General features: G+C 56.5%; 21 protein-coding genes. 14 read left to right on the top strand and 7 right to left on the bottom strand.

The window, feature by feature from the left end:
- Positions 1-167: 167 nt before the first annotated feature.
- Positions 168-860: an RraA family protein gene (locus OTG14_RS20750; protein WP_248273319.1), complete on the top strand. Its 693-nt coding sequence runs from the start codon at positions 168-170 to the stop codon at positions 858-860.
- Positions 860-1,798, top strand: coding sequence for an NAD(P)-dependent oxidoreductase (locus OTG14_RS20745; RefSeq protein WP_267215720.1), 939 nt, complete (start codon positions 860-862; stop codon positions 1,796-1,798). Before OTG14_RS20750 ends, OTG14_RS20745 begins: the two co-directional genes overlap by 1 nt.
- A gap of 32 nt (positions 1,799-1,830) precedes the next feature.
- Here OTG14_RS20745 and OTG14_RS20740 read toward each other — a convergent pair whose 3' ends face one another.
- Positions 1,831-3,027 (bottom strand): BaiN/RdsA family NAD(P)/FAD-dependent oxidoreductase, encoded by a 1,197-nt coding sequence (locus OTG14_RS20740; RefSeq protein ID WP_267215690.1) that lies wholly within the window; start codon positions 3,025-3,027, stop codon positions 1,831-1,833.
- 228 nt (positions 3,028-3,255) lie between these two features.
- Between OTG14_RS20740 and pitA the strand changes: the two genes are divergently transcribed.
- Together pitA and OTG14_RS20730 are read left to right on the top strand one after the other, a co-directional pair.
- Complete coding sequence (gene pitA, locus OTG14_RS20735; RefSeq protein WP_008503116.1) at positions 3,256-4,755, top strand: inorganic phosphate transporter PitA; 1,500 nt, start codon at positions 3,256-3,258, stop codon at positions 4,753-4,755.
- Positions 4,756-4,934: 179 nt separating this feature from the next.
- On the top strand, positions 4,935-5,342 hold the full coding sequence (locus OTG14_RS20730) for a hypothetical protein (RefSeq protein ID WP_024908848.1): 408 nt from the start codon (positions 4,935-4,937) through the stop codon (positions 5,340-5,342).
- Between the two features lie 43 nt (positions 5,343-5,385).
- Here OTG14_RS20730 and uspB read toward each other — a convergent pair whose 3' ends face one another.
- The gene (gene uspB, locus OTG14_RS20725) at positions 5,386-5,721 is read right to left on the bottom strand and encodes a universal stress protein UspB (protein WP_003861224.1); all 336 of its coding nucleotides are present in this window, start codon (positions 5,719-5,721) and stop codon (positions 5,386-5,388) included.
- 283 nt (positions 5,722-6,004) lie between these two features.
- Between uspB and uspA the strand changes: the two genes are divergently transcribed.
- Complete coding sequence (gene uspA, locus OTG14_RS20720; protein WP_003861223.1) at positions 6,005-6,442, top strand: universal stress protein UspA; 438 nt, start codon at positions 6,005-6,007, stop codon at positions 6,440-6,442.
- Between the two features lie 97 nt (positions 6,443-6,539).
- On the opposite strand, the gene rsmJ is transcribed toward uspA, so the two are convergent.
- The gene (gene rsmJ, locus OTG14_RS20715; protein ID WP_024908847.1) at positions 6,540-7,292 is read right to left on the bottom strand and encodes a 16S rRNA (guanine(1516)-N(2))-methyltransferase RsmJ; all 753 of its coding nucleotides are present in this window, start codon (positions 7,290-7,292) and stop codon (positions 6,540-6,542) included.
- Between the two features lie 7 nt (positions 7,293-7,299).
- Positions 7,300-9,342, bottom strand: a complete 2,043-nt coding sequence (prlC, locus tag OTG14_RS20710) for an oligopeptidase A (RefSeq protein WP_267215689.1) — start codon at positions 9,340-9,342, stop codon at positions 7,300-7,302.
- A gap of 207 nt (positions 9,343-9,549) precedes the next feature.
- Here prlC and OTG14_RS20705 point away from each other — a divergent pair, with 207 nt between their 5' ends.
- From OTG14_RS20705 to OTG14_RS20690, 4 genes are all read left to right on the top strand, one after another.
- Positions 9,550-10,392: a 23S rRNA (adenine(2030)-N(6))-methyltransferase RlmJ gene (locus OTG14_RS20705; protein ID WP_023333753.1), complete on the top strand. Its 843-nt coding sequence runs from the start codon at positions 9,550-9,552 to the stop codon at positions 10,390-10,392.
- 71 nt (positions 10,393-10,463) lie between these two features.
- Positions 10,464-11,816 (top strand): glutathione-disulfide reductase, encoded by a 1,353-nt coding sequence (gene gorA / locus OTG14_RS20700; protein WP_024908845.1) that lies wholly within the window; start codon positions 10,464-10,466, stop codon positions 11,814-11,816.
- A gap of 135 nt (positions 11,817-11,951) precedes the next feature.
- Positions 11,952-13,133, top strand: a complete 1,182-nt coding sequence (locus OTG14_RS20695) for a glycoside hydrolase family 5 protein (protein ID WP_175557812.1) — start codon at positions 11,952-11,954, stop codon at positions 13,131-13,133.
- A gap of 199 nt (positions 13,134-13,332) precedes the next feature.
- On the top strand, positions 13,333-14,982 hold the full coding sequence (locus OTG14_RS20690) for an alpha,alpha-trehalase (RefSeq protein ID WP_048991530.1): 1,650 nt from the start codon (positions 13,333-13,335) through the stop codon (positions 14,980-14,982).
- 66 nt (positions 14,983-15,048) lie between these two features.
- On the opposite strand, the gene OTG14_RS20685 is transcribed toward OTG14_RS20690, so the two are convergent.
- Complete coding sequence (locus OTG14_RS20685; protein WP_061716337.1) at positions 15,049-16,638, bottom strand: STY4199 family HEPN domain-containing protein; 1,590 nt, start codon at positions 16,636-16,638, stop codon at positions 15,049-15,051.
- A 149-nt stretch (positions 16,639-16,787) separates the two neighbouring features.
- Here OTG14_RS20685 and OTG14_RS20680 point away from each other — a divergent pair, with 149 nt between their 5' ends.
- Together OTG14_RS20680 and OTG14_RS20675 are read left to right on the top strand one after the other, a co-directional pair.
- Entirely contained in the window at positions 16,788-17,327 is a 540-nt protein-coding gene (locus tag OTG14_RS20680) for a GNAT family N-acetyltransferase (protein WP_090420520.1), read from the top strand.
- A gap of 71 nt (positions 17,328-17,398) precedes the next feature.
- Positions 17,399-17,737 carry a lysozyme gene (locus OTG14_RS20675; RefSeq protein ID WP_048991724.1) on the top strand — a complete coding sequence of 113 codons (339 nt, stop codon included), beginning with the start codon at positions 17,399-17,401 and terminating at the stop codon, positions 17,735-17,737.
- Here OTG14_RS20675 and OTG14_RS20670 read toward each other — a convergent pair.
- Positions 17,716-18,315, bottom strand: coding sequence for a response regulator transcription factor (locus OTG14_RS20670; protein ID WP_208763329.1), 600 nt, complete (start codon positions 18,313-18,315; stop codon positions 17,716-17,718). The two genes, OTG14_RS20675 and OTG14_RS20670, sit on opposite strands and share 22 nt — an antisense overlap.
- Before the next feature lie 156 nt (positions 18,316-18,471).
- The gene (locus tag OTG14_RS20665) at positions 18,472-19,230 is read right to left on the bottom strand and encodes an SDR family NAD(P)-dependent oxidoreductase (RefSeq protein ID WP_061716335.1); all 759 of its coding nucleotides are present in this window, start codon (positions 19,228-19,230) and stop codon (positions 18,472-18,474) included.
- 119 nt (positions 19,231-19,349) lie between these two features.
- Here OTG14_RS20665 and OTG14_RS20660 point away from each other — a divergent pair, with 119 nt between their 5' ends.
- From OTG14_RS20660 to OTG14_RS20650, 3 genes are all read left to right on the top strand, one after another.
- A complete protein-coding gene (locus tag OTG14_RS20660; RefSeq protein ID WP_048991720.1) occupies positions 19,350-20,249 on the top strand; it encodes a LysR family transcriptional regulator in 900 nt (299 codons plus the stop codon).
- Positions 20,250-20,299: 50 nt separating this feature from the next.
- A complete protein-coding gene (yhjD, locus tag OTG14_RS20655) occupies positions 20,300-21,325 on the top strand; it encodes an inner membrane protein YhjD (protein ID WP_032648228.1) in 1,026 nt (341 codons plus the stop codon).
- Positions 21,326-21,585: 260 nt separating this feature from the next.
- Entirely contained in the window at positions 21,586-22,908 is a 1,323-nt protein-coding gene (locus tag OTG14_RS20650) for an MFS transporter (RefSeq protein ID WP_024908835.1), read from the top strand.
- Positions 22,909-22,921 lie beyond the last annotated feature (13 nt).

Here is a 22,921-nt window from a genome sequence, read left to right as displayed (position 1 = left end):
TTATCTCCTTGTTAGCCCGGCAGTGAGTGTACCTCAAATTTTGTGAGTCACTTCGTGTTTACATCACAAACGCCACCTCGGGTCTGGCTAAAAGGAAAGCAACACCGCTATAGTTGTTTTGTACTGTACACCTACATTGTACCAAGTAAAACAATATGGAGGCATTCATGTCCGTTTCTGAAAAAAAACCGATTAATCGCCAGTTCGAACGCGTTTCTGCCGAGGACGTTCACCGGGCTGCCGAGTATCAGGCAGCCATTCTGGCCGACGTGGCCGGTCGCCGCGGTACGCTTCATGGCCGCATCAAACCGCTGGCCCCACACATGTCCGTTGCGGGTCCGGCCATCACCGTGGAAGTCCGTCCGGGTGATAATCTGGCGATTCATGCCGCGATGGCGGTGGCGCAACCCGGCGATGTCCTGGTCGTCGATGGCAAAGGCGACCTGAGCTGCGCGCTGCTGGGCGAAATAATGGCCACTCAGGCTCAGGCGAGCGGCATTGCGGGCATCATTATTGACGGCGCTGTACGTGACGCCGATTCCCTGAGCAAAGGCCACTACCCTGTCTTTTCTGCCGGTCTGAATCCCTGCGGCCCGACAAAGTTAATTTCTGGCCGGGTTAATCATCCCATTTCAGTCGCTGGGGCGACGGTTCAGGCCGGGGATCTGGTTGTCGCGGATATCGACGGCGTGGTCGTCATCCCGCGCGATGAGGTTCAGCAGGTCATCGCGCTGGCAAAAGAAAAGCTGGAGATGGAGACCCGGCGTCTTGCCGCCATCCGTGAAGGTGATTTACGTCCACACTGGCTTGATGACGCGCTTCGTAAGGCAGGCATGTTAGCTGACGGGGAGACGCTGTGATGGGGGGCAAAGACGTAATTCTGGTTACCGGAAGCGACCTGGCGGAGCAGGCCATGGTGATGTTGCAGGGCTTTGAGGTGGTGTTTGCAGGCCGCCAGCCCACAGAAGATGACCTGATCGCGCTGTGTGAACAACACAATCCCGTGGCGATTCTGGTTCGTTATGGCCGGATCACCGCGAAAGTGATGGATGCCGCCCCGGCTCTGCAGGTTATTTCCAAGCACGGAAGCGGGATCGATGTGATAGACCAGACGGCAGCGGCCGGGCGCAATATCGCCGTCCGTGCTGCACCAGGCGCAAACGCAGCGGCAGTGGCTGAACATACCTGGGCGCTGATCCTCGCCTGCGCAAAGTCCGTGGTGCCTCTGGACAAGCGGCTGCGGGACGGGCACTGGGATAAGGCGACGCATAAATCCATTGAGCTGGAGGGATTGACGCTGGGGCTAATCGGATTGGGCGCTATCGGCTCGCGCGTGGCAAATATTGGTCACGCCTTCGGCATGAAGGTGCTGGCTTACGATCCCTATGCTAAGTCCATGCCTGCCCTGTGCGAACGCGCAGAAACGCTGACCGGGCTTCTTTCCCGTTCCGATGTTATCTCTTTGCACTGTCCGCTAACCGATGAGAACCGGGGGATGATCAATAGCCAGACGCTTGCACACTGCAAGCGGAACGCTATTCTGGTCAATACGGCACGCGGTGGACTGATCCACAGTGAATCATTACTGGCGGCGCTCCGGGATGGCACGCTGCACAGCGCAGCGCTGGACAGCTTTCCCCACGAGCCGCTGACGGCGCCGCACCTCTGGCAATCCGTAGAAAACGTGGTCATTTCACCGCATATTGGCGGCGTTACCGCAGCGTCATATATCAGGATGGGGACCGTGGCCGCGAGCAATATTCTGGCCGTGACGGACGTCACCACCGTCAGCCCGTAAAGCCAACCGCGACGAGTGGCAGCGCGTTGATGTCACTTGTCTTCTGCCAGCGCCTGAGCACACGCCCAGGCACTTGCCCATGCCCACTGGAAGTTGTAGCCGCCGAGCCAGCCGGTCACATCCATCACTTCGCCAATAAAATAGAGCCCCGGCACGTTGCGCGCTTCCATGGTGCGGGAAGAGAGCTCATTCGTATCGACCCCGCCCAGGGTCACTTCCGCCGTACGGTAGCCTTCCGTGCCGTTTGGCTGCACGCGCCAGTTTGTCAGGGTCTCTACCAGCACCTCCTGCTCGCGGCTGTTGAGCTGCTTGAGCGACACGTCGGGGATCTGCCCCAGCACCTGCAAACATTCCACCAGACGCTTCGGCAGCTGCATTGCCAGCGTGTTTTTCAGGCTCTGATTCGGGTGCGCGGTACGCTGCTCGTTAAGGAACGCGTCGAGATCGCAGTCCGGGAGCAGGTTAACCGTGACAAACTCCCCCGGCTGCCAGTAGCTGGAGATTTGCAGTACCGCGGGGCCGGAGAGGCCGCGATGGGTAAAGAGCAGATTTTCACGGAACACCGTCCCGTCTTCGGCGGTAATGACGGAGGGAACAGACACGCCAGACAGCGTCTGAAGCTGTTCGAGAAGCGGTTTATGCAGCGTGAACGGCACTAGCCCGGCGCGCGTGGGCAAGACTTTCAGGCCAAACTGTTCGGCAATCTTATAGCCAAACGGGGAAGCGCCCAGACCCGGCATGGACAGGCCGCCGCTGGCGATCACCAGATTATCGGCGCTGACGGTTTCACCGTTGAGCTGTAGCGTATAGCCCTGGTCGTCGCGGGTGACTTCCAGCACCTCGGTACGCAGGCGCATGACGACGCCGCCCTTCTCGCACTCGGCCACCAGCATATCGACAATCTGCTGCGCGGAGTCGTCGCAGAACAGCTGGCCCAGCGTCTTCTCATGCCATGCGATACCGTGCTTACCGACCAGGTCGATAAAATCCCACTGGGTATAACGCGCCAGCGCAGATTTACAAAAATGACGGTTTTGGCTCAAATAGGCCGCGGGTTCAACATACAGGTTAGTAAAGTTGCAGCGCCCGCCGCCGGACATCAGGATCTTACGGCCTGGCTTTTTACCGTTATCCAGCAGCAGCACGCGACGACCCGCCTGTCCGGCCATCGCCGCACAAAACATACCCGCCGCACCGGCGCCAATTACCACGGCATCAAACCTTTCCACGTCAAAACCCTCATTGTTAACTGCCGCGGATTGTAAAGTTTCCTCTGTGGTCACACCAGCGTAAAAAGATATTACAAAGCCATTCCCTTGAAATTTAAAGAATATCCTTTCAGGCACTTTTCTCAAATCAGGTGGTATGTCAAAAAAAGTCTATATTTCACTTTGCCCGTTGCGCATTTGTCCTGGATAATGCGCCGCGTTCATGTCCTCAAAATGGCGTAACGTCCTATGCTACATTTGTTTGCCGGCCTGGATTTACATACCGGGCTTTTACTATTGCTTGCTCTGGTTTTTGTACTGTTTTACGAAGCGATCAACGGCTTCCACGACACTGCAAACGCAGTAGCGACGGTTATCTACACTCGCGCAATGCGATCGCAGCTTGCGGTTGTTATGGCGGCGGTATTTAACTTTTTTGGTGTCCTCCTGGGCGGACTGAGCGTTGCGTATGCGATTGTGCATATGCTGCCAACGGATCTGCTGCTTAACGTAAGTTCTGGCCATGGCCTCGCTATGGTGTTCTCAATGCTGCTTGCTGCAATTATCTGGAACCTCGGTACCTGGTATTTCGGCCTGCCTGCATCCAGTTCTCACACCCTCATCGGCGCGATTATCGGTATCGGGTTAACCAACGCCCTCATGACCGGTACATCGGTTGTTGATGCGTTAAATATCCCGAAAGTACTGGGGATCTTCGCCTCACTCATCGTCTCCCCTATCGTGGGTCTGGTGGTGGCAGGCGGGCTGATCTTCATCCTGCGTCGTTACTGGAGCAATACCAAAAAACGCTCCCGTATTCACCTGACGCCAGCAGAGCGTGAAAAGAAAGACGGCAAGAAAAAGCCGCCATTCTGGACGCGTATCGCCCTGATCATTTCCGCTATCGGCGTGGCTTTCTCACACGGCGCGAACGATGGTCAGAAAGGCATTGGTCTGGTGATGCTGGTACTGATTGGCGTTGCTCCGGCAGGCTTCGTGGTTAACATGAATGCCTCCGGCTACGAAATCACCCGGACCCGTGATGCGGTCAACAACGTTGAAACCTATTTCCAGCAGCACCCTGAGCTGCTGAAAAAAGCGACCGGCGTTGACCAGCTGATTCCGTCTCCGGAAGCCGGGGCCACGACTGCACCAGGTGAGTTCCATTGCCATCCGGCAAACGCGATTAACGCGCTGGAACGTGCCAAAGGCATGCTGGGCAATATCGAAAGTTATGACAAACTGACCGTTGAGCAGCGTGGTCAGCTGCGTCGCATTATGCTGTGCATCTCTGATGTGACGGATAAAGTGGCGAAGCTCCCTGACGTGAATGCTGACGACCAGCGTCTCCTGAAGAAACTGAAAGGCGATATGCTCAACACCATTGAGTACGCGCCAATCTGGATCATCATGGCGGTCGCACTGGCGCTCGGTATCGGTACGATGATTGGCTGGCGCCGTGTGGCGACCACCATCGGCGAGAAGATTGGTAAGAAAGGCATGACCTATGCGCAGGGTATGTCCGCGCAGATGACGGCGGCGGTATCTATCGGTCTGGCGAGCTACACCGGTATGCCGGTATCCACCACCCACGTACTCTCTTCGTCCGTGGCAGGTACCATGATTGTTGACGGTGGCGGCCTGCAGCGCAAAACCGTGACCAACATTCTGATGGCCTGGGTATTCACCCTTCCGGCATCCATCCTGCTGTCTGGCGGGCTGTACTGGATTTCGCTGAAGCTGATTTAATCGGTTGAAGGCGACAAAAAAGCGGGTCAGGAAACTGACCCGCTTTTTTTATGGCTGTTGTGTTACTTAATCCATTGCTGTGATTAGGAAAATCTGAACACTATCTGTTCAGATTTTTACTGCACAAATAACTATTATCCCCGCGAATATTCTCAGTTCCCCCCATGACGGAAAAGACTATGCCATTCAAAACGGCTACTAAATGGATTCATCGCCTTGTTACGGTTTCGCTTCTGGCTCTGGTCATTGGATTTGTGTGGCTAAACCACCAGCCTAATCAGCGAAATAACGATGCACTTCAACGCGTTTATAAATTATCTGACAGCGTCTGGCTCTATATGACCGTGAACAATCAGGGTGGCGCCACCGTACCGACAATCTACCGTTACTATCTCTCGGAAAAGATAACAGGGAAAGACATCGACATTATCCATCAGTTGGCAATGAAGCATCCTGTCATTGAAGGTACGGGTACAATCACTGCGGCCAGCATTGATACAAACGGAGACGTTAATATCGCCTATAGCGGGAAGGTTATTTCGATTGAGAGCGATATCTCCGATCTCCGGTTCACGGTTAAGCCCTGAGCCAGAGGAAAGAAGGCGGGGCTGACCCCGCCTGCTGTGATGCTCAGTGCCAAATCATCAATGCAATCATGCTGACCACGACCAGGCCACACAGGGCGCTGGTTAAAATGAACTGACGACGCAGGCGCTCGCAGCGACGGATAAACTCTTCATCGTGATGATCGCGGTAGCGCTGATAGTAGATATATCCCACCAGACGCATCTGTTTGCTGGGCTGCCCATGCGAGGTGAAGAACCCTCCACCGTCCACATACTGATAAAGCAACGGATCGCAACCACGAAGTACCACTAACAGCGCACGTAACGATGAGAAGTAGCGCGCCATATTCACTATGCAAACTACGCATAACGCCCAAAACAATGCGACGGTGCTAATCATACATCCTCCCCGGCGTCCGCCCACGAAGCAAGGCTTCTGAGCTACCGCACCCCAATGCCCTGACAGACAGTTCAGTGAAAGAATGACCAAAAGTCGATCCGGTTCGCGTTTTAATATCCGAACGGCTCATTTAATAGTGTAGGAGATCCGTTAATTTTTTTGCCACAAGGTTAATCGTTATCAACACCAAAGCTTGAAAAATATGTTTAACTGGGCCGTAATGAAAGCATCAGACGACGGCTTTCCCATTTAGTCATCGATAACTTAAGGAAGGAGTAACACTATGGCTTACAAACACATTCTCATCGCGGTAGACCTCTCCCCGGAGAGCAAAGTGCTGGTTGATAAAGCGGTATCCATGGCACGTCCCTACAACGCGAAAGTTTCGCTGATTCACGTTGATGTGAATTACTCCGACCTCTACACCGGTCTGATCGACGTCAATCTTGGCGATATGCAAAAGCGCATCTCCGAAGAGACACACCACGCCCTGAGCGAACTGTCCACCAACGCAGGCTATCCGATTACCGAAACCCTGAGCGGCAGCGGCGACCTGGGCCAGGTACTGGTTGATGCGATCAAGAAATATGACATGGACCTGGTGGTGTGCGGTCACCATCAGGACTTCTGGAGCAAGCTGATGTCTTCCGCGCGCCAGCTGATTAACACCGTTCATGTGGATATGCTGATTGTTCCACTGCGTGACGAAGAAGACGAGTAAGTGCGTTAAATTCCCCTCACCCTAACCCTCTCCCACAGGGAGAGGGGATAGATCGAGGACGTAGGCCGGGTAAGGCGAAGCCGCCACCCGGCTTTTTTTATTCCGGCGTGCCTGAGTAGATATCAAACCGGTGCCCTTTAGTGGTCACCGCGTTAGTGGTCGCAACGTCCGCCAGCGGCGGCGCATAGTCCGGGCGCTTCACCACCACCCGCTTCGTCGCCAGCTGACGAGCCGGCTCCAGCAGACCATCCGCATCCAAATCAGGCCCCACCAGAGACTGAAACACCCGCATCTCTTTCTTCACCAGCGCGCTTTTCTGCTTGTGCGGGAACATCGGGTCGAGATAGACCACCTGCGGGCGCGGGGTGATATCGGTCAGTGCCGTCAGGCTCGAGGCATGAATCAGCTGCAAACGCTCCTGCAACCACGGGCCGATTTCCGGATCCGCGTAGCCACGGCTCAGACCGTCGTCGAGCAGGGCCGCCACCACCGGGTTACGTTCCAGCATCCGCACCCGACAGCCGACAGACGCCAGCACAAAGGCATCACGCCCCAGCCCCGCCGTGGCATCGACCACGTCCGGGAGGTAGCTTCCTTTAATCCCAACCGCTTTAGCCACCGCTTCGCCGCGACCGCCGCCGAACTTGCGCCGGTGAGCCATCGCCCCGCCGACAAAATCGACAAAAATCCCGCCGAGCTTCGGTTCGTCGCGCTTGCGTAATTCAAGATGTGCTGTGGTCATCACCAGCGCCATCGGGTTTTCATCATCGTGCTCCAGCCCCCAGCGGGCGGCCAGAACAGATAAGGCGCCGTCTCCGGCGCCTGTTTCATCCACTAAGCAGATCTTCACGTAACAATCAGCCTTTGATCCCGTAATGCTCAAGCATCGCATCCAGCTGCGGCTCGCGGCCGCGGAAGCGTTTGAACAGCACCATTGGCTCTTCGGAACCGCCGCGGGTCAGGATGTTGTCGAGGAACGACTGGCCGGTTTCGCGGTTGAAGATCCCCTCTTCTTCGAAGCGAGAGAAGGCATCCGCCGCCAGCACGTCGGCCCACAGGTAGCTGTAGTAACCCGCCGCGTAGCCGCCTGCAAAGATATGGCTGAACGCATGCGGGAAGCGGCCCCAGGTTGGCCCTGGGATCACGGCGACCTGCTTTTTAATCTCGGCCAGGGTTTCCAGGATTTTTGCGCCCTGCTCCGGACTGAACTCGGCGTGCAGGCGGAAGTCGAACAGGCCGAACTCCAGCTGACGCAGGATGAACATCGCCGCCTGGTAGTTCTTCGCCGCCAGCATTTTATCCAGCAGCTCCTTCGGCAGCGGTTCGCCGGTCTCATAGTGACCGGAGATAAACGCCAGCGCGTCCGGCTCCCAGCACCAGTTTTCCATAAACTGGCTCGGCAGCTCGACTGCATCCCACGGCACCCCGCTGATACCGGCCACGCCTGCGGTTTCGATGCGGGTCAGCATATGGTGCAGACCGTGACCGAACTCGTGGAACAGGGTGATCACTTCATCGTGAGTAAAGAGCGCAGGTTTGCCGTTCACCGGACGGTTAAAGTTACAGGTCAGGTAGGCGACCGGCTTCTGCAGAGAACCGTCGGCTTTACGCATCTGGCCCACGCAGTCGTCCATCCACGCCCCGCCGCGCTTGTTCTCACGCGCGTAGAGATCGAGGTAGAAGCTGCCGCGCAGTTCGTTTTTCTCGTCATACAGCTCGAAGAAGCGCACGTCCGGATGCCAGACGTCGATATCGGTACGCTCTTTGGCGGTGATGCCATAGATGCGCTTTACCACTTCAAACAGGCCGTTAACGGCTTTGTTTTCCGGGAAGTACGGGCGCAGCTGCTCGTCGCTGATGCTGTAGAGATGCTGCTTCTGTTTTTCGCTGTAGTAAGCAATATCCCACGGCAGCAGCTCGTCCACGCCAAACTCCGCTTTCGCGAAGGCGCGGAGCTGGGCCAGCTCTTTCTCACCCTGCGGACGGGCGCGTTTCGCCAGATCGGTCAGGAAGTCGAGCACCTGCTGCGGATTTTCCGCCATTTTGGTGGCGAGAGATTTGTCGGCGTAGTTCTCAAAGCCCAGCAGCTGGGCCAGCTCGTGGCGCAGGGCGAGGATTTCCGCCATCACCGGGCTGTTGTCCCATTTACCGGCATTCGGCCCCTGATCGGAGGCGCGGGTGCTGTAGGCGCGGTACATCTCTTCGCGAAGCGCCTGGTTGTCGCAGTAGGTCATCACCGGCAGATAGCTCGGGATATCCAGCGTTAGCAGGAAGCCGTCCTGCTCTTTCGCCTCGGCCTGGGCTTTTGCCGCCGCCAGGGCGCTTTCCGGCATGCCGGAAAGCATAGCTTCGTCGGTAATCAGCTTCGTCCAGCCCATGGTGGCGTCGAGCACGTTGTTGCTGTACTGGTTGCCCAGCTCGGACAGGCGCGCGGCAATTTCACCGTAGCGGGTCTGCTTCTCTTTTGGCAGGCCAATCCCGGACAGCTCAAAATCACGCAGGGCGTTATCGACCGATTTTTTCTGCGCCGTGTTCAGTTCGGCATAATGGTCGCCGTCGCGCAGGTCGCGGTAGGCTTTGTAGAGCCCTTCGTGCTGGCCGACCCAGGTGCTGTACTCAGAGAGCAGCGGCAGGGTCTGTTCGTAGGCTTCGCGCAGCTCCGGGCTGTTTTTTACCGAGTTCAGGTGGCTCACCGGGGAGAAGATACGCCCCAGCACGTCGTCCACTTCGGCCAGCGGCTGACACAGATTTTCCCAGGTGTACGGCGCGCCCTGCGCTACCACGCTTTCTACCGCCGCGCGGCAGTTGTCCAGCGATTGCGTAACGGCTGGAACCACATGCTCAGGGAGGATTTTAGAAAACGGCGGCAACGAAAAAGGCGTCAGTAATGGATTGGTCATAAACGCTGTCCTGTTGAAATAGGTGAATGAAGCGCGCATCCGGCGCTGTGCATATGCGATCTAGAATGGGGTTAAGTGTAGAGGATTTCAATGCCAGACGTGGCGGAAAAGAGCCCGGTGGCGCTGCGCTTACCGGGCCTACGGGTAATCTGCGCCGTTCTGCTGTAAACTGTGGCAAATCGTCAATTCAGCGGAATATCATTACCCATGCTCAGTTATCGCCACAGCTTCCACGCTGGCAACCACGCCGACGTCCTTAAACACACCGTTCAGAGCCTGATCATCGAATCGCTCAAAGAGAAAGAGAAGCCGTTTCTCTATCTGGACACGCACGCGGGCGCTGGCCGTTATCAGCTGAGCGGCGAGCATGCCGAGCGTACCGGTGAATATCTGGAAGGGATCGCCCGCATCTGGCAGCAGGACGACCTGCCTGCCGAGCTGGAGCCGTACATCGGCGTGGTGAATCACTTCAACCGCAACGGCCAGCTGCGCTACTACCCGGGATCACCGCTGATTGCCCGCCAGCTGCTGCGCGAGCAGGACAGCCTCCAGCTGACCGAGCTGCATCCGAGCGACTTCCCGCTGCTGCGTTCTGAATTCCAGAAAGACAGCCGCGCCCGCGTGGAAAAATCCGACGGCTACCAGCAGCTGAAAGCCAAGCTGCCGCCGGTTTCCCGTCGCGGCCTGGTGCTGATCGACCCGCCGTACGAAATCAAAACCGACTATCAGGCGGTGGTGACAGGCATCCATGAAGGCTACAAACGCTTCGCTACCGGGACATACGCCCTGTGGTACCCGGTGGTGCTGCGCGCGCAAATCAAACGCATGATCAAAGACCTGGAAGCGACCGGCATCCGCAAAATCCTGCAGATTGAGCTGGCGGTACGTCCGGACAGCGATCAGCGCGGCATGACCGCCTCCGGGATGATTGTGATCAACCCGCCGTGGAAGCTCGAAGCGCAGATGAACAACGTGCTGCCGTGGCTGCACAAAACGCTGGTGCCAGCGGGTACAGGCCACGCCACCGTCAGTTGGATCGTGCCGGAGTAATCGCAGCCATCGGTGGAAACTATTGATTTCAGGTATACAATCGCGGCAATTCACGATTAAGGACAAAAGCTATGACTAAGCATTATGACTACATCGCAATCGGCGGCGGCAGCGGCGGCATCGCCTCCATCAACCGCGCGGCCATGTACGGCCAGAAGTGCGCGCTGATTGAAGCCAAAGCGCTGGGCGGCACCTGCGTGAACGTGGGTTGTGTACCGAAGAAAGTGATGTGGCATGCGGCGCAGATCCGTGAAGCTATCCATATGTATGGCCCGGACTACGGCTTTGACACCACCATTAATAACTTTGACTGGGACAAGCTGATTGCCAGCCGTACCGCCTACATCGACCGTATTCACACCTCCTACGACAACGTGCTGGGCAAAAATAACGTCGACGTTATCCACGGCTTCGCCCGCTTTGTGGACGCGAAAACGATCGAAGTGAACGGCGAGACGATCACCGCCGATCACATCCTGATCGCCACCGGCGGCCGTCCTAGCCACCCGAACATTCCGGGCGTGGAATACGGCATCGACTCCGACGGTTTCTTCGAGCTGCCTGCCCTGCCTAAGCGCGTTGCCGTTGTTGGTGCGGGTTACATCGCGGTGGAACTGGCCGGGGTGATTAACGGCCTGGGCGCTGAGGCGCACCTGTTCGTGCGCAAACACGCGCCGCTGCGCAGCTTCGATCCGCTGATCGTTGATACGCTGGTTGAAGTGATGAACACCGAAGGTCCAACCCTGCATACCAACGCCGTGCCAAAAGCGGTCGTGAAAAATGCAGACGGCAGCCTGACCCTGGAGCTGGAAGATGGCCGCAGCCAGACCGTCGATTGCCTGATCTGGGCGATTGGCCGTGAACCGGCTAACGATAACTTCAACCTGGGCGTGACCGGCGTGAAAACCGACGAAAAAGGCTATATCGTCGTCGATAAATTCCAGAACACCAGCGTACCGGGCATTTATGCGGTCGGCGATAATACCGGTGCAGTTGAGCTGACCCCGGTGGCCGTTGCGGCGGGTCGTCGTCTTTCCGAGCGCCTGTTTAACAACAAGCCGGACGAGCATCTGGACTACAGCAACATCCCGACCGTGGTCTTCAGCCACCCGCCAATCGGCACCGTCGGCTTAACCGAGCCGCAGGCGCGCGAGCAGTATGGCGACGACCAGGTGAAAGTGTATAAATCGGCGTTTACCGCGATGTATACCGCCGTCACCTCTCACCGTCAGCCGTGCCGCATGAAGCTGGTCTGCGTCGGTCCGGACGAGAAGATTGTCGGTATCCACGGCATCGGCTTCGGCATGGACGAGATCCTGCAGGGCTTTGCTGTGGCGCTGAAGATGGGCGCAACGAAGAAAGACTTTGATAATACCGTGGCAATCCACCCAACGGCGGCGGAAGAATTTGTGACCATGCGTTAAGGGCTTTTCGCAGGAAAGCACGCTATAAAAACTGACCTTCGCGGGTCAGTTTTTTTATATGGCTCGATAATTTAAAGATAAAGCTTCATCATCCCAGCGAATATAAAATCATCATCACGCTAAAAAGGAATTGAGATGAAAGCGCTTATTGGGTTGACCCTACTTCTTTTTTGCTTTGCCGCCGCCTCCTCTGACAAAATCACCTTCTGGGATACCCCTCAGCACGGTGGAAACAGCTTTAACCGCCTGCCGCCCACGCAGGAATACTATGACGCGCTGCGAGGCTATGGCGCGACGTGGGTTCGCCTCTCTTACGACAAATGGAAACCTGCCGGGAGAGATTTTCTTCTCGGCAACGCCGACGGCTATCGTGGGCTCGAGGCCACAGACCTCGCGACGCTCAAAGCCTCCATCAGGAAAGCACACGCGGCCGGGCTACAGGTCGTCATTGCCCCACTCTCTTTGCCCGGCATGCGCTGGGCGCAAAATAACAATAACCAGTTTGATGACCGCATCTGGCAGGACAAAAAATACTGGCAGGAAGCCGCTCAGTTCTGGCGTGATTTGGCCCAGGCCCTGAAGGACGAACCGGGCATTGCGGCCTGGAATCTGGTCAATGAACCCGCGCCTGAAAAAAGAGGCAACATTAGCGAGCAGGCGTCGCCAGAGGCGTTAAAAACCTGGTATCAGCAGCAGCAAAGTACGGCGCGTAACCTCCCCGCTCTCTACAATCAGATTATTGCCGCCATCCGCGAGGTCGATGCCACCACACCGATTATGGTCGATGGAGGCTGGTACGCCTCCGCGCGTGGTTTTTCTGGTTGGCCGTCCGCGCTTGAGGATAAGCGGGTGCTCTACAGCTTCCACATGTACGAGCCCTATGATTTCACCAGCGCGCCAAATGCACGCCGCAAGGTGCCGTTCGACTATCCAGGCATGATCACGTTCGGCGGTAAAAAGGTGAAATGGGACGCTACGGCCATAGAGAAATGGATGAACGCGCCCTTTGACTGGGCGAAGCAGAATGGTATTCCGGCCAACCGGGTTGTCGCGGGAGAGTTTGGCTGCGTTCGCACGCTGCAGGGCTGCCGGCAGTGGCTTAATGATGTTCTGACCGTCCTCGACAAACATCATGCACACTGGGCATTTTATGCGTTTCGTGAAGATGCCTGGGACGCCATGGACTATGAGCTGGGGAAAAAACCGGTGCCGTGGGCCTACTGGAAAGCCATCGAGGATAACGCACCGGATACGATCAAGCGCCATTCTACCGAGGAATTTGAACCGATTGCTAAGCGGCTAAAACAAGGCCTTTGATCCGGGATACTCGCCTCTTGTTCAGTAGCCTCTTTTGAAGAGGCTACTGTTAACAGACATAAATCGTTGCAAAACGAATGCTCCGAAAATAGTGATCTACCGCACATATTCCTCCCCCTCTACCGAAGCGAATGTCTACGCTTATAAGACGCCCGGATAAACCTGTCTTTTGAACACACAACCGGAGGTCCCTATCACCATGTTCAACCAGAAACTACAGGCTACCGAGAACATCGAATTCGAGATTGCAGAAGAGCTGCGCTACGAGACCGATCCCTGCGAGTTGAAACTGGATGAAATGATTGAGGCGGAGCCGGAACCCGAAATGATCGAGGGGTTACCCGCCTCCGATGCGTTGACGCCCGCAGACCGCTATCTTGAACTGTTCGAGCATGTACAGTCGACGCGGCTGTTTGCCGACAGTAAAACCTTCCCCGACTGCGCGCCGAAGATGGATCCGCTGGATATCCTGATCCGCTACCGCAAGGTCAGACGCCACCGGGACTTCGACCTGCGCCAGTTTGTGGAGAACCACTTCTGGATGCCGGAAACGTTCGGCACTGAGTATGTCTCCGACCCGGGCCTCTCCCTGAAGGAGCACATTGATAACCTGTGGCCGGTGCTGACGCGCGAGCCGCAGGATCATATTCCCTGGTCTTCCCTACTAGCGCTGCCGCAGGCCTATATCGTTCCCGGCGGGCGATTCAGCGAGACCTACTACTGGGATTCCTATTTCTCCATGCTGGGGCTGGCGGAGAGCGGTCGTAACGACCTGCTGAAGTGCATGGCGGACAACTTCGCCTGGCTGATTGAACGCTACGGGCATATCCCCAACGGCAACCGTACCTATTATCTCAGCCGCTCCCAGCCGCCGGTCTTTGCCCTGATGGTGGAGCTGTTCGAGGAGGACGGCGTGCGCGGTGCGAAACGCTATCTGGATCACCTCAAAATGGAGTACGCCTTCTGGATGGACGGCGCGGAGTCGCTGCTGCTTAACCAGGCCTACCGCAGCGCCGTACGTATGCCGGACGGTTCACTGCTCAACCGCTACTGGGACGACCGTGATACCCCGCGCGACGAATCGTGGATCGAGGACGTGGAAACTGCCCGCCACTCGGGCCGTCCGCCAAACGAGGTGTATCGCGACCTGCGGGCGGGGGCGGCTTCCGGCTGGGATTATTCGTCCCGCTGGCTGCGCGATCCGTCGCGGCTCGCCAGCATCCGCACGACGCAGTTTATCCCCATCGACCTGAACGCCTTCCTGTTCAAGCTGGAAAGCGCGATTGCCAACATCTCGGCGTCGAAAGGGGACAAAGAGACGGCCGACCTGTTCCGCCAGAAAGCCAGCGATCGCCGCGCGGCGGTGAACCGCTATCTGTGGGACGAGGAGAGCGGCTGTTACCGCGATTATGACTGGCGACGCGAAGAGCTGGCGCTGTTTTCTGCCGCCAGCATCGTGCCGCTGTATGTCGGCATGGCAACCCATGAGCAGGCCGAGCGCCTGTCGGATGCGGTCAAGGCGCGACTGCTCACGCCGGGCGGGATTCTGGCGACCGAGTACGAAACCGGCGAGCAGTGGGATAAACCCAACGGCTGGGCGCCGCTGCAGTGGATGGCGATTCAGGGCTTCAAGCAGTACGGCAACGATTCGCTGGGGGATGAGATCGCCTGGAGCTGGCTGCATACGGTGAACCATTTTTATCAGACGCACCATAAGCTGATTGAGAAGTACCACATCGCCAGCAGCACGCCGCGCGAAGGGGGCGGTGGGGAGTATCCGCTGCAGGATGGTTTCGGCTGGACGAACGGCGTGGTGCGGCGGCTGATTGGGTTGTATGGGGAGCCTTGAGCAGGGTGCGAGGTGCGGTCTGGTGCCCTCACCCCGGCCCTCTCCCACAGGGAGAGGGAGAACAACTTAGCGGATCACCTCATAAATGGCGCTCTGAATAGACTGCCATTTTTTGGTGGTGGCATCCGGCTGTGACTGCGCACGGCGTGTGGCCATGTCGAGATCGTGCTGCTGGCGTTTCACCACGGCAGGCACGGTGCAGAACGCTTTAAGATACTCTTTACGTACCGAGGTCAGAGACTCGCCGTTCGACATCGCGTGGCTGAGCGTGTTGATGAAGCGGCGACACGGCTTCTCCTCCACCATGTTTTGCCGGTAGCGTAACATCAGCTCCAGCACGTCGTCATAGCCTGCCGACATCGCCTCTTCGGTCCAGGACAGCTTCCAGTCCATACCACCCTGCAAAAAGAGCTGGGTCACGCGGGTGTCGTTGCGATTAATGGCCGAGCGGAAATTATTCTCGTCCCAGGTCACCCCCATGCGCGTGAGCGTTTCACGCGAGGAAGGCGTCTCGCGCATTTCCTGTGGTGGTGCCGCTTCAGCCGCGCTGGCGGTCGCAGGCTGCGGTTTGCTGCTGGTCACCAGCCAGAATCCCCCCGCCACGATGGCAATCACCATGACGCCAACCGCCCCCCATAGCGCACCGGAAATGAGCTGCTCACGTTGTTCGGGGGTGCGCGGCGCGCGCTGGGTCGGCTTTTCAATGGTGTCGCGGACTTCAAACAGATCCCCACCGGTGACCCGATCCATTTTCTGCGCCTTTTCCCAGAAGGTATGCAGTTCGCTGGCATCTACCGCCATGAATCCCGCCGGATTGACGCGCGTTCTCCCCTCTTCAAACGCGCGTTGAACGGGCCGCGCGATCTGCGCGTAGTAGTTATCCAGCAGCTGAATTTGCGCCGAGCTCAACGTTTTCTGAACGGTGATGCTGTTGCGAATTTGCCGGATGTCGTCGAGGAAGGTTTGCAGCGTTTTACGCGGTTCAACCAGCAGCGTCAGCATGGACGGATCGCTGAACAGCGAAGCGTAATAGCGGCTGAACTCTTTTTTATCCACCAGCATCTGCGCCAGCTCGCTGAACATCATGCCGCTCAGGACATCGTTGATCTCGCCAAGCTTCAGCCAGCGCCGAACGCGATCGGCGTTAAACAAGGTCTTCAGATGATTGTTCAGCCGTACCTGATCGGGCCAGGCCTGCTGGATGAGCCCTTTAATCATCAGCTCAATCGCCCGCACCTGCTTGTGCGCCTGCTGTTGCTGAAGTTCGCTTCCCGGTGCCAGGTCCGTGCTGTAGGTCAGCAGCGGCTGCTGCAGGCGCAGGTGTTCCAGCGCGGTGACAAACCGCATCGCCGCAATAAGCTGGTTTTCACTCACATCCTGTCCGCTTTCATACTGCGGAACGCGCTGCTGCAGCAGGCGCAGCTGGAGCGTAAATTCCGACATCTCGGCGTCATTCAGGTTGAGTTTTTTCGCAACGGCTCCCCAGCCGCCCAGCGCTAATCGAGCACTGTCGAGCTGTTCCAGAAACCAGCGTGGATCTTTGCCCTCAGAAGCATGTACATTCAGAAGTAGCAAAATTTCCACCGACGCATGGCGAATGACCGCCAGACAGTGTTCGAACTGTTCGCGAATATGATGTGATGTGCTGAGACTCATTGTTTTCCTTAAGCGACAACGAAGACATCCGGAATGGGCACGAGACGCCCTTTTTTTCTTTTTATTTATACGCGATTAACCATACCTGACTTTCTGTTGAAATAAAGTGACAACCCTAAAATCATTTAAAATGTTTCAGGAGAATCTGAATGCCGATTTTAATTACCCCTCGCCTTACCTGTTCACCTCTGCTGGAACAAGACTGGCCCTTTTTTCTGGCATTACAGCAGAATCCCGACGTCATGCGCTTTGTGGCGGAAAACCGCCCCGTTGCGGCGATCCGCGAGGCGTTTGATTCACGCCTGACGCCCTGGTCACCGGGAAGCGCGCACTGGCTCTGTCTCGTCGTGCGTGACGCCGCCTCCCGGGCCCCGCTGGGCGTCACCGGGTATATTCATCGGGAGGAGGACTGTGCCGAAGTGGGCTTCCTTTTCGCACCCGAGGCGCAGGGGAAAGGCTACGGCTTTGAATCCCTGAAAGCGCTTTGTGATTACGCTTTTCATCAGGGCGGTATACGTCGACTCACCGCCACCGTCACCGTGGGAAATGTCGCGTCAAGACGCCTGCTGGAAAAAGCCCGCTTTCGCCTGGAAGGCGAATTACGCGAGAGCTATTATCTTGCGGGGCGCTGGCAAAATGACTGGTTATTTGGTTTATTGCAGCAGGAATACCTGAATAATAATGCCTGATCAACAGCCATTTGGCGGATATTTCTCAGACGTCGTTTCCTCTACAGTATCGATCTTAAGAGGAAATGAATATGAAAGGTCATGCGCTGAAAATATCTTCTGCCGCCATTGCGTTAATAAAAAAACATCAGGGTCTTTCTCTGGAGAAATATCGTGACGAAAACGGATTATGGGTTATCGGCTATGGCCACGTTATCCGCGATAGGGAACATTTTCACGGTCCCATCACGCCTGCCGAGGCAGAAGATTTGCTGCATGACGATATTCAGCTGTGTGAGGCGCTGCTGCGGGAAAGTGTGACACGTCCATTAACCCAACAGCAGCATGATGCGCTGGTTATGATGGTATTCAGCTTCGGAGAGATGCCCTCGCTCCCAAACGCGATTTTTCAGGCCTTCGCACGGGTATAGTACATGGCAGCCTGCGTTCTGTTTTTCACGTCCAGCCGCCGGAAAAGCGCCTCGAGATGCGCTTTTACCGTGGCCGCACTGATGTTGAGATTGCGGCCAATCTCTTTATTTGACTCCCCCGCCGCCAGCAATTCCAACACGTCGCGCTGACGCTCGCTCAGGGATGATAAAGCCTGAGACGACGGCTGCCTGACCCACTCCCCGGGAAAACAGACCATCCCTCTGGACACCGAATCCAGCACAGCGGAAAACCGCTCGGGACTGGCATTTCGGGGAATAATGGCCATGATGTTTCGCTGCCGCAATTGCTCAACCCATCTGGCCTCTTTTTTCGCCAAAACCAGAATCACGCGTATCGCCGGAAAGCGTTGCAGCATCTCTTCCAGCAAAGCGCTCCCCTCGTCCTGCATTAAATTGCCGTCAATCATGGCGATAGCTGACGGTGAAGCGGAAATCTGGGTCCATAAATCGTCTGCCTGACAGGTCCCTGTCATATCTATTTCCGGAATGAGCGTCTGAAGACTGTGTATCGCTCCGTGAATAAAGAGTGACTGCCTGTCAAACATGATTACTCGCATCGTTTTTTATCCCTCTGAGAATAGCGAAGGGGGATTCTACAGAGGGGTTATTTAAGAAAAAACTCAACGAATGGAGACGTTACAAATCCCCCCGAGTTCTTTAAATCTGTCCGTATTTAGACACATTGACCTTAAGGATTTCCTTAAGCGCGTACATCACAGGAACATGCCGCCTGAGACTTCAATACGTTGCGCATTCATCCAGCCCAGTTTGTCGCTGAGCAGTGCCGCAATGGCATCGCCAATATCGTCCGGCAGCCCCACCCGTCCCAGCGCCGTTTGCGAGGCCAGCAGCTGATTCAGCTCCGCGTTGTCGCGCACGCGTCCGCCGCCAAAGTCAGTTTCAATCGCGCCCGGCGCGATGATATTGACGGCGATCCCGCGCGCGCCCAGCTCTTTCGCCTGATAACGCGTCAGCACTTCCATCGCCCCCTTCATGGCCGCGTAGGTCCCTGAGCCCGGCTGGGTAAAGCGGGCCAGCCCGCTGGAGACGTTGAGGATCCGTCCCCCGTCGTTCAGCAACGGCAGCAGGCGCTGGGTCAGGAAGAAAGGTCCTTTGAAATGAACGTTCAGCGCCTCATCAAACTGGGCTTCCGTCGTGTCGGTATAGGGCGCATATAAACCCGTTCCGGCATTGTTCAATAAATAGTCAAAAGTTTCACGCTGCCAGACACGCCTAAGGGTTTCCTGAAGCTGCTGGGCAAAATGATCAAAACCCGTGATATCCCCGACGTTGAGCTGTAATGCCGCTGCGTTAACGCCTTTTTCCTGAATTTCATGCACAACATCCAGCGCTTCCTGCTGGCTACGGTTGTATGTCAGGACGATTCCCGTGCCGTCTGCCGCCAGCTTTAACGCAGCGTTTTTACCCAGACCACGGCTACCACCCGTCACTAATGCGATACGTTCACTCATCATAAACCTCGTTTTGGCTGTTAAGGAGATTGAGAAAGAGCTTATTAGGTGATAGAAAATCAATAAAGATGGGTTAAAACGCTTCACTGTTTCAGCTGTAACAACAATGAGCTTCCGCTATGGATAAAATTCACGCAATGCAGTTATTCGTCCGCGTCGCGGAACTGGAGAGTTTTTCCCGCGCGGCCGAAACATTAACCCTGCCGAAAGGCAGCGTTTCACGACAAATTCAGGCCCTGGAAAACCGGCTTGGCACCCAGCTATTGCACCGCACCACGCGCCGCGTCAGCCTGACGCAGGACGGCATGGTCTATTACGAGCGGGCAAAAGATCTGCTGGCAAACCTTGATGAACTCGACGGTATGTTTCAGCACGATCCCTCCAGCATCAGCGGACGGCTCCGCGTGGATATGCCCGTCGGCGTTGCTCGAAATTTAGTCATCCCCAAACTGCCTGCTTTCCTGCAGCACTATCCGGGCATTGAACTGGAACTCAGCAGCAGCGATCGTCTGGTGGATGTGATCCGTGAGGGGTTTGATTGCGTCGTCCGCGTCGGCACGCTGAAGGATTCAGGGCTGATTGCCCGTCCGCTGGGCAAGCTGTCGGTGATTAACTGCGCCAGTCCGGATTATCTGGCGCGTTTTGGCTACCCGGAAACGCTGGACGATTTAGGCTCACACGCCGTGATCCACTACGCCGCGATGCTGGGAACTCGCCCGCAGGGCTTTGAGTTTTATAACGGCAGTGCGACGCAGTGGGTAAAAACGGGCGGGGTGTTAACCGTCAACAGCACGGAAACTTACCAGGCTGCCTGCCTCGCCGGGCTGGGCATTATTCAGGTTCCGCGGGTTGGGGTGCGCGATTTACTCCGCGCGAAGAAACTGGTTGAGATCCTGCCGCAATACCGGGCCGAACCGATGCCTGTCTCCCTGATTTATCCCCACCGCCGCAACCTCTCCCGCCGGGTCCATCTGTTCATGGAGTGGCTAACCGAACTCACAAAAGCTTACGTGGACTAGTCGCAAGCTATAATTCAGTAACATCCAGCCAAACGAAAAGGAAAAGACGCGTGACGCCGGAAAACAACCCGCAACGACCCACCCAACATTTAGAGTATGAGCCCGTCAAAAAGATGGAAACCGGGCCTGAAGAGGCCAGGTCCCCTGGTACCGCCAGCAAAGCGCTGGGGACCGTCACCGGCATTGTCGCCAGAATTCAGCAGTTTCCCATGATTGCGCATCTGATACGCGCGACCGAACGCTTTAATGATCGCATGGGAAACCAGTTTGGTGCCGCCATCACCTATTTTTCCTTCCTGTCGATGATCCCGATCCTGATGGTGTCGTTTGCGGCGGCAGGTTTTGTGCTCGCGTCGCACCCGACGCTGCTGCAGGATATCTTCAATAAGATCCTGAATAACGTCAGCGACCCGACCCTTGCCAGCACGCTCAAAAGCACCATCAATACCGCCGTTCAGCAGCGTACTACCGTCGGTATCGTCGGTTTGCTGATTGCCCTTTACTCCGGCGTTAACTGGATGGGCAACCTGCGCGAGGCCATTCGCGCCCAGTCGCGCGATGTCTGGGAGCGTAAGCCGCAGGACCAGGAGAAAATTTGGGTTAAGTACCTCCGCGATTTTGTTTCGCTGATTGGCCTGCTTGTCGCGCTCATCGTAACGCTTTCTATTACCTCCGTGGCAGGCTCGGCGCAGCAGATGATCATCTCCGCGCTTTACCTTGATTACATCGAATGGCTGAAGCCCGCCTGGCGCAGCATTGGTCTGGCCATTTCCATCTTTGCCAATTACCTGCTGTTCTTCTGGATCTTCTGGCGTCTGCCCCGCCATCGTCCGCGCAAGAAGGCGCTGATCCGCGGCACGTTGATTGCGGCGATCGGCTTTGAAGCGATCAAAATCGTGATGACCTACACCTTACCGTCACTGGTTAAATCTCCTTCCGGCGCGGCGTTTGGCTCGGTGCTGGGGCTGATGGCGTTCTTCTACTTCTTCGCGCGTTTGACCCTGTTCTGCGCGGCGTGGATTGCCACTGCCGAGTACAAAGACGACCCGCGAATGCCGGGCAAAACGCACCGGTAACCCCACTCTCGGGCTGAAATTTCAGCCCGATTCATCATTTCAGCATATAAATCCAGCCTGTAACTTTTATTTAACCGAAAACCAGTTTTATTGACTGATATTTAAAATCTGTGAAGCATTTCATAGACCTGTTTTGGCTGGCCTGAAAATTATCCGCTTTTTGTTGCTTTTATCACCATCGCGCGGCTTTGTTACAGATTGAAATGTCGCTTTTGCTGTGCGTAATATGGCCTTTCGTTCGACAAAAATAAGAAAATATTATGCAAGCAACCGCCACCACACTCGACTCAGGAACGGAAAACGTTCCGGTAAACTCGCGCAATAAAGTTGTCGTCGCATCGCTGATTGGCACCGCCATTGAGTTCTTCGACTTTTATATTTATGCCACCGCTGCGGTCATCGTCTTCCCGCATATTTTCTTCCCGCAGGGCGATCCGACCGCGGCCACGCTGCAGTCTCTGGCGACCTTTGCTATCGCGTTTGTTGCGCGTCCGATTGGCTCTGCGCTGTTTGGACACTTTGGCGATCGCATTGGCCGCAAAGTCACCCTGGTGGCCTCGCTGCTGACGATGGGCATCTCCACCGTGGCCATCGGCCTGCTGCCTACGTATGAGACCATCGGCATTCTGGCGCCGGTCCTGCTGGCGCTGGCGCGTTTTGGTCAGGGTCTGGGCCTTGGCGGCGAATGGGGCGGCGCGGCGCTGCTGGCCACCGAGAACGCCCCGGCACGCAAGCGCGCGCTGTATGGCTCATTTCCGCAGCTGGGCGCACCGATTGGCTTCTTCTTTGCCAACGGGACGTTCCTGCTGCTCTCCTGGCTGCTGACGGATGAACAGTTCATGAGCTGGGGCTGGCGTATTCCGTTTATCTTCTCAGCCGTGCTGGTGCTGATTGGCCTGTACGTGCGCGTTTCTCTGCATGAGACCCCAGTTTTCGCGAAAGTGGCCGCGGCGAACAAGCAGGTGAAAGTGCCGCTGGGTACGCTGCTGACCAAACACGTCCGCGTGACCGTGCTGGGCACGTTCATCATGCTGGCAACCTATACGCTGTTCTACATCATGACCGTCTACTCCATGACCTTCAGTACCGCCGCCGCACCGGTTGGGCTGGGTCTGCCGCGTAACGAAGTGCTGTGGATGCTGATGATGGCGGTGATCGGGTTTGGCGTGATGGTTCCGATTGCGGGCCTGCTGGCGGATAAGTTCGGTCGCCGTGCGAGCATGATTACCATCACCACGCTGATCATTCTGTTTGCCCTGTTCGTCTTCCCGCCGCTGCTGGGTTCAGGTAGCCCGGCGCTGGTGATGGCCTATCTGCTGATTGGCCTGAGCCTGATGGGGCTGACCTTCGGCCCGATGGGTGCGCTGCTGCCTGAGCTGTTCCCAACGGAAGTGCGCTATACCGGCGCGTCGTTCTCTTACAACGTCTCGTCTATTCTGGGTGCCTCCGTTGCGCCGTATATCGCCACCTGGCTGCAGGCGAACTATGGTCTGTTCTATGTGGGGGTTTATCTGGCGGCAATGGCGGGGCTGACGCTGATTGCGCTGCTGCTGACGCACGAGACGAAGCACCAGGCCCTGTAATTCACTGCGTGCG

It is taken from the genome of Enterobacter pseudoroggenkampii, assembly GCF_026420145.1.
Taxonomy (GTDB): domain Bacteria; phylum Pseudomonadota; class Gammaproteobacteria; order Enterobacterales; family Enterobacteriaceae; genus Enterobacter; species Enterobacter pseudoroggenkampii.
The sequence above is the reverse complement of the archived record's forward strand: the minus strand, read 5'-3'. Positions and strand labels throughout refer to the sequence as shown.